At 42.9% G+C, this 7,122-nt stretch carries 6 protein-coding genes and 1 other RNA gene; all 7 read left to right on the forward strand.

Annotated elements, in window-relative coordinates:
• Positions 1-237 precede the first annotated feature (237 nt).
• Entirely contained in the window at positions 238-705 is a 468-nt protein-coding gene (gene tadA, locus Q0191_RS06315; protein WP_297664842.1) for a tRNA adenosine(34) deaminase TadA, read from the forward strand.
• A gap of 38 nt (positions 706-743) precedes the next feature.
• Positions 744-829: signal recognition particle sRNA small type (gene ffs / locus Q0191_RS06320), an RNA gene on the forward strand.
• A 529-nt stretch (positions 830-1,358) separates the two neighbouring features.
• Entirely contained in the window at positions 1,359-2,708 is a 1,350-nt protein-coding gene (locus tag Q0191_RS06325) for a glucose-6-phosphate isomerase (RefSeq protein WP_049551029.1), read from the forward strand.
• A 597-nt stretch (positions 2,709-3,305) separates the two neighbouring features.
• Entirely contained in the window at positions 3,306-4,655 is a 1,350-nt protein-coding gene (locus Q0191_RS06330) for a hypothetical protein (protein WP_297664845.1), read from the forward strand.
• A gap of 78 nt (positions 4,656-4,733) precedes the next feature.
• Positions 4,734-5,573 (forward strand): hypothetical protein, encoded by an 840-nt coding sequence (locus Q0191_RS06335; protein ID WP_297664847.1) that lies wholly within the window; start codon positions 4,734-4,736, stop codon positions 5,571-5,573.
• A 109-nt stretch (positions 5,574-5,682) separates the two neighbouring features.
• Positions 5,683-6,381: a 2,3,4,5-tetrahydropyridine-2,6-dicarboxylate N-acetyltransferase gene (gene dapD, locus Q0191_RS06340; protein WP_297664849.1), complete on the forward strand. Its 699-nt coding sequence runs from the start codon at positions 5,683-5,685 to the stop codon at positions 6,379-6,381.
• A gap of 91 nt (positions 6,382-6,472) precedes the next feature.
• Positions 6,473-7,122: amidohydrolase (locus Q0191_RS06345; protein ID WP_297664851.1), on the forward strand; the 650-nt coding region annotated here is incomplete at its 3' end.

The following is a 7,122-nucleotide window of genomic DNA, read 5'->3' on the forward strand; positions in this document are numbered from 1 at the left end:
TTTTTGAGATTCTAAGTGGCGATATTTCCAAAATCATCAATATTCAGAGAGCTTAAGCTTTATTTAAGATAGGCCAGTTATACTAGAAGCATGAACAAAGACCTCCTAACTTTGTTTAAACCTCCTAAACTTTTTCATAATAATCTCCCATAAGAGTCGCCCAATCGGCGGCTTTTTTGTGAGTCATAAGCTACCTATGGTATAATGAACAAAGGAACTGAAAGGGAGAGGGAAGAGATGGACTACACGATAGAGGAAAAAGAAATGTTTATGAGGGAAGCTCTGAAGGAGGCAGAGATTGCCCTTGCCAATGATGAAATACCGATTGGTTGTGTCTTGGTCAAGGATGGTCAGATTATCGGACGCGGGCATAATGCGCGTGAGGAGCTGCAGCGGGCGGTCATGCATGCGGAAATCATGGCGATTGAGGAGGCTAATCAGCAGGAAAATAGCTGGCGCCTGCTAGATACGACGCTTTTTGTCACGATTGAACCCTGCGTTATGTGCAGTGGCGCCATCGGCCTGGCTCGCATTCCCAAGGTGATCTATGGGGCGAAAAACCAGAAATTCGGTGCTGGGGGTAGTCTCTACGATATTCTGGCGGATGAGCGGTTGAATCATCGCGTAGAGGTTGAAAGCGGCCTTTTAGAAGAAGAATGTGCGACGATTATGCAGAACTTTTTCAGAAATCGTAGGAAAAAGTAAAGAAAATTAGCCAAAAAAGAAAGTTTGTGTTATACTAATTAGTGGAGCAACAGTTCTGCGTGAAGCGGGTCAGGGGAGGAATCCAGCAGCCCTAAGCGATTTGAACTGTGTGCTCTTTTTCTATGCCTCTTAACGAATCAACTCCGAAGGAGGAAGATGAGTTTAGAGACATTGACGCAGTTTGAGCGAAGCGAGAACTAGGTTCTAATATTTAATGAATCAAGCCTGAAAGGCGCAGATGAATCTTAGGGCAGTGGATGGGAATGGAATGGAACAGAACTTTTGTTCGTAGTTCCTGCCCCGCAAAGCTGATTAGGCTTTCTTCTAGCTTGAAAAGCGAAAGAAGAGCCAATCAGCTACTGCGTTGAATTGCTTGACGAATGTTTAGTTAAGGTGGGAATAAGTTAATGCTTGTAAACCGAATCAAGCCTAAAGGACGCTGAAGATCTCAACCTGCTCATGAAATTGGGACAGGAATTTTCTGGTAAAAATAGGAGATTGCGCAAACGATTGCGTTCGCTTCTGGTCTAGGATTTGCAAAATTGTAAAAATTTTAATAAAATATCAACTAAAAGCGTTTTCATTGAAGGAATTACTTGCTAAAAAAGTATGAAAGCGATATGATAGAGTGGAAGAAAAAATGGAGGAATATCATGTCACATATTAAATTTGATTATTCAAAAGTTTTAGATAAATTTGTAGCTCCACATGAAGTGGAATACATGCAAGCACAGGTAACTGCAGCAGACGAATTGATCCGCAAAGGAACTGGTGCTGGTAGCGACTTTTTGGGTTGGTTGGACCTTCCTGAAAACTACGATCGTGAAGAATTCGACCGCATCTTGAAAGCTGCTGAGCAAATCAAATCAGACAGCGATGTCTTGGTTGTGATCGGTATCGGCGGATCTTATCTCGGTGCCAAAGCTGCTATCGACTTCTTGAACCACCACTTTGCAAACTTGCAAACAAAAGAAGAGCGCAAAGCACCACAAATCCTTTACGCAGGGAACTCAATCTCATCTACTTACCTTGCTGACTTGGTAGAGTACGTAGCTGACAAAGACTTCTCAGTAAACGTGATTTCTAAATCAGGTACAACAACTGAACCAGCGATCGCTTTCCGTGTCTTCAAAGAACTCTTGGTTAAGAAATACGGTCAAGAAGAAGCCAACAAACGTATCTATGCAACAACTGACCGCCAAAAAGGTGCTGTTAAGGTTGAAGCAGATGCTAACGGCTGGGAAACATTTGTTGTTCCAGATGACATCGGTGGACGCTTCTCTGTATTAACAGCCGTTGGTTTGCTTCCAATCGCAGCATCAGGAGCTGACATCAAAGCCCTTATGGAAGGTGCTAACGCAGCTCGCAAAGACTACACTTCAGACAAAATCTCTGAAAATGAAGCTTACCAATATGCAGCAGTTCGTAACATTCTTTACCGTAAAGGTTATGCAACTGAAATCTTGGTAAACTACGAGCCATCTCTTCAATACTTCTCAGAATGGTGGAAACAATTGGCTGGTGAATCAGAAGGAAAAGACCAAAAAGGTATCTATCCAACTTCAGCTAACTTCTCAACTGACTTGCACTCATTGGGTCAATTTATCCAAGAGGGAACTCGTATCATGTTTGAAACAGTTGTCCGTGTTGACAAACCACGCAAGAACGTGATTATCCCTAGCTTGGAAGAAGACCTTGACGGACTTGGTTACCTTCAAGGAAAAGACGTTGACTTTGTAAATAAAAAAGCAACTGACGGTGTCCTTCTTGCCCACACAGACGGTGATGTACCAAATATGTATGTGACTCTTCCAGAGCAAGATGCTTTCACTCTTGGCTACACAATCTACTTCTTCGAATTGGCCATTGCCCTTTCAGGTTACTTGAATGCCATCAACCCATTTGACCAACCAGGTGTTGAAGCCTACAAACGCAACATGTTTGCCCTTCTTGGTAAACCAGGATTTGAAGAATTGAGCAAAGAGCTTAACGCACGTTTGTAATACTAAATGCAGCCTCCCTTTGGGGAGGTTTTTTGCTCTTTTAAAAATCAACTGCTAGCATACTTTGTAAGCCAGCCCGCTATCTGGCTTTTTCATTTACTTGTCGACTCAGCGATGGTTTTCCTTTCCCTGATTATATGTTACAATCAGAGAAGATGCAGTAGCAATGGGATAGACTTTTATCTAGATAGTTGAGCTTGCTACTATTTGGACGGTTCTAGAAAAATAGAGGACCAAGATTGGAAAGGAGTTCGGATGAAGTTATTTTTGGCTGAAAAAGTGAAACAAAAATAGTCATATATAGTTGATTTTGTGGGCACGGACGATAGTTCGTGCCTTTTTGCTTGTGTGCTTTCAAGCTAAGCCAGTTCAAAATATGATATACTGGAATAAAGTTATATTAGCATGACAAGTTTCACGCTAGGCTACTGTCTTCAAATAGTTATTTTATAAAAGGTAGCCATCCTGACAGTTTGTGCAGCTATTTGACCGGTATGGTTATAGAAAATAGAATAGCAGTATTCAGCGGTAGGAATTGTTAACGGTTAATAGTGTCGTCTTTTCAATGATAGAAGAGTCAATAGATGAGGAGGAGTTATGGGAAAGAGAAATCTGGAAGCCTTGAGGCAGAAACATCAATCAAAATTCAAGAAGGCCCAAACGAAAAAGCCAGCAAATAGCCAATCATCCTTTCTATCCAAATGGAAAACCAAGGAAGACAAACATATCAAATCATCTGCTGGATTGCAAGAAGCGCAGGGGAGCCCAGAAGAAAATCAAGCTCGTCCTTCCGTTTCGTCTCCATCAAAAGCGGCCTTTTCAATAGAGAGCTCAAGCAATGAGCCGTCTGCCGTCTCTTCGATAGAGAATAAAAATGGCTATGAGGCTAAAACAAGTCCTCAAGACCAGCCGGTGTTTTCTGAGCCGTTAGCAGGAGTTCAGCAGGCGAAGGAGCCTCTGTCCCTTCTATCACAGAATTTGTTGGAATTAAAGCAGAGAGATCTGAAGCGTCTCATTTCTAGCTTAGAATCACTGAAAGCTAAAAAACAGAACCAACTCCTTCGTGGAAATCAAGCTATCCAGCCGATGTCAGGCCTTGTAACTGAAGCAAAGCAGACCAAGCTTTCTCCGCGAATAAGCTCCAATGAGCTTGCTAGAGAGACAGATAAAGTAGAGTTTAGGAAGAAAAAACGAGGAATCTTTTCTAAGATAAGGGTGATGCTACTTTCTAGTTTGGGGATTATAGCCTCAATGTATAGCATAGTAGAGCAGTGGAAAAAGAATGATGATATAAAACGCATGGAAGAAGCTGCAGCTATTTCTCGTATGTTAGACTCATATGATAAGAATCAAGATTTAAAATCTGCTAATCGTCCAGAATGGATTGCTAAGAAAGAGGAGTATCAGTTTCATATTACTTATGATGATGTCACTTCTTTGTTCTCAGACTTCACTTCATCGGTTCCAAATCTGACAAAGGTCGACGAGGTGGTTGCAAAGTTAGGGAAAGCTGAGTCTGGTAGGGAAACGAACCAAGGTGACCTAATCAAGACAATAGCTTTAAACTATTCACAAGCAGGGACAGAAGCGAAAGTTAACCTCTCTTTTAAGAGCTATCTTGGTCCTTCTGAAACTCTTAAGTTGGAATCCCTAAAATGTACGCATCTCAGTAGTGCGCAACTGCCTAACCGAAATGCTCAGCTCACTCGTCAAGATCTTTCTGGTATAGAGAAAGGAAAGACCTATAAAGAGATTGTCAGTCAGTTGGGACTTCCAGAGCGCCTTGATTGGCATGGGGGAATCTTGAGCTATACCACTTTATCGATTTCTTATCGTTTGGAGGATGGTCAAGAGGTTAGTTTTTCTTTTGAAAAAGATGACACTCAGAGCTATCGACTGAAAGACAGCTCAGGTTTGGAAAGTGAAGCAGGAGAAGCGGGTGCTTAGTAGCGCTTATCCAGCAGGAGAATCAGCCGTTTGTAGAAAGGGAATGAGCAATCAAGTTTTTAGTTGATAGGTGAAAAGGTGAAAGATAGAAATTTAGAAGCATTGAGACGGGAGCATAAATCCAAGTTTAAAGCTAGAAACACTTCGTCGGTCAAGAATCAGCGAGAAAGGGAAGGGGCTGCCCTCGAACAGATAAAGGCTTTATCCAAGCCAATTCATAAAACGAAGTCTAGGAAACTAAAGGTATCACAAAAATCCTCTTTTTTCAGGATAGTGAGTGCTGTCGCCCTGATAGGTGTTGTGATAGGTCTACTCGTCCTAATTGGGAATTGGACAAATTCTCACCGAAAGAATGAGTTCATAAGCACAGAATCAAAATATACTTCTCCAGATGCCAAATCTTTGGATTGGGAACAAATGGATTTTATAAACTACACAATTGAAGAGGATGAAGATAAAAATATTACAATGTCTGACTTTGTCAAACGGTATGGGTTAGCTAAAAGCAGCGAAGATATGACAATGGGGCAGCAAGATAAATTATTGTCACTTACTTACACTTTAGCGGGAGGGGGATTTGCGTTTTTTCAATTTTGGGATTTTGGTTCAGGTCTACATCTTGCTAGCGTTACGTACTATACAGATAAAAAAGAAGAGTTGTCAGATGAGGAACTTTCTTTTCTTAAGGAATTGAAATCAGACCCAGAAAAAGGAATGAGTGATCAAGAAATCCTAGAATATTTGAGGCCTCCAAAAAGTTACACAAAAATAGGCATTAAGGGTTATTTCTCTGTGACCATGGTCTACAAAGCATTAGATAGTACTTACTACCATTTAGAATTTTCAGAGGGTAAGGATGGGAATCTGCATTTGAAAAATATACAAGTCTCTGAACAGGAGGTAATAAGTCCTTCCTAAGAAAGTCAAAACGAAATGACTGAATTATGTTATAATAGAGAAATAAAAGAGATAGGAGAGGGAACTGTCCTCTCCCAACAAAGAATAGAAAGAACAAAGAGGTGACGCCATGTCTGCTACGAAAATGAACGCTCAAGAAATTATCAAATTTATCGCTGATGCCAAGAAAAAAACTCCTGTCAAGGTAACCTTTGATGGAGAATTGCACGGATCAATCCCTTGGTCTGTTGTGAAATTAGGCAATGTTCTTTTTGGAGACTGGGAAGAAATTAAGCCACTCCTAGTGAACTTAGAGGAAAATAAGACCTATGTCGTAGAGCAGGATGCCCGCAATTCAGCGGTGCCACTTTTGGACAAGCGCGATATCAATGCCCGTATTGAGCCGGGCGCTATTATCCGTGACCAAGTCGAAATTGGCGACAATGCTGTCATCATGATGGGGGCAGTCATCAATATCGGTGCGGAAATTGGTGCTGGGACCATGATTGATATGGGAGCTATTTTGGGCGGCCGAGCGATTGTCGGCAAAAACAGCCACGTCGGTGCTGGTGCGGTTCTGGCAGGAGTCATTGAGCCGGCTAGTGCAGAGCCAGTTCGGGTCGGAGACAATGTACTGATTGGTGCCAATGCGGTTCTGATTGAAGGTGTACAAATTGGCAGTGGTTCAGTTGTTGCGGCTGGCGCGATTGTGACTCAGGATGTTCCAGAAAATGTAGTGGTTGCTGGTGTTCCGGCACGAGTTATCAAGACCATTGACGAGGAGACCCAGCAGAAGACAGCTCTGGAAGACGCCCTGCGTACGCTCTAATTTTGGTTAAAAGAATATTGCCGCCCTTGAATTGCATCAGGGGCGGCCTAGCTCTTTGTTTGCTCTGACAAGATTTTAAAGGAAAGAAACGATGCTTGATTATCTGAAAATTCGCCGTGATTTGCACCAGATACCAGAAATCGGTCTGGAAGAATACAAGACCCATGCCTACCTGTTGCAGGTCATTGATGGACTGACAGCAGGTCTAGACTTTGTGGAAATCCGAACTTGGCGGACGGGTATTTTGGTCTTTATCAAGGGAAGTTCACCAGATAAGACGATTGGCTGGCGGACGGATATTGATGGACTGCCGATTGTGGAGGATACAGGACTGGACTTTGCCAGTACCCATGAAGGCCGCATGCATGCCTGCGGACACGATATGCACATGACGGTCGCTCTAGGATTGCTGGAGCAAGCTGTGAGTGCTCAGCCTACCCACAATCTGCTCTTTCTCTTTCAGCCTGCAGAGGAAAATGAAGCTGGCGGTATGCTCATGTATGAAGCTGGTGCCTTTGGCGATTGGCTGCCAGATGAGTTTTACGGACTTCATGTGCGGCCGGATCTCAAAGTCGGCGATATTGCCACTAACAGAGGAACGCTCTTTGCTGGTACCTGTGAAGTCAAGCTGACTTTTAAGGGGAAGGGGGGGCATGCGGCCTTTCCTCATGAAGCCAATGATGCTTTGGTGGCGGCTAGCTACTTTATCACCCAGGTGCAGACCATTGTCAGCCGCAATGT

Origin of the sequence: uncultured Streptococcus sp. (assembly GCF_938036805.1) — a bacterium.
Classification (GTDB): Bacteria; Bacillota; Bacilli; order Lactobacillales; family Streptococcaceae; genus Streptococcus.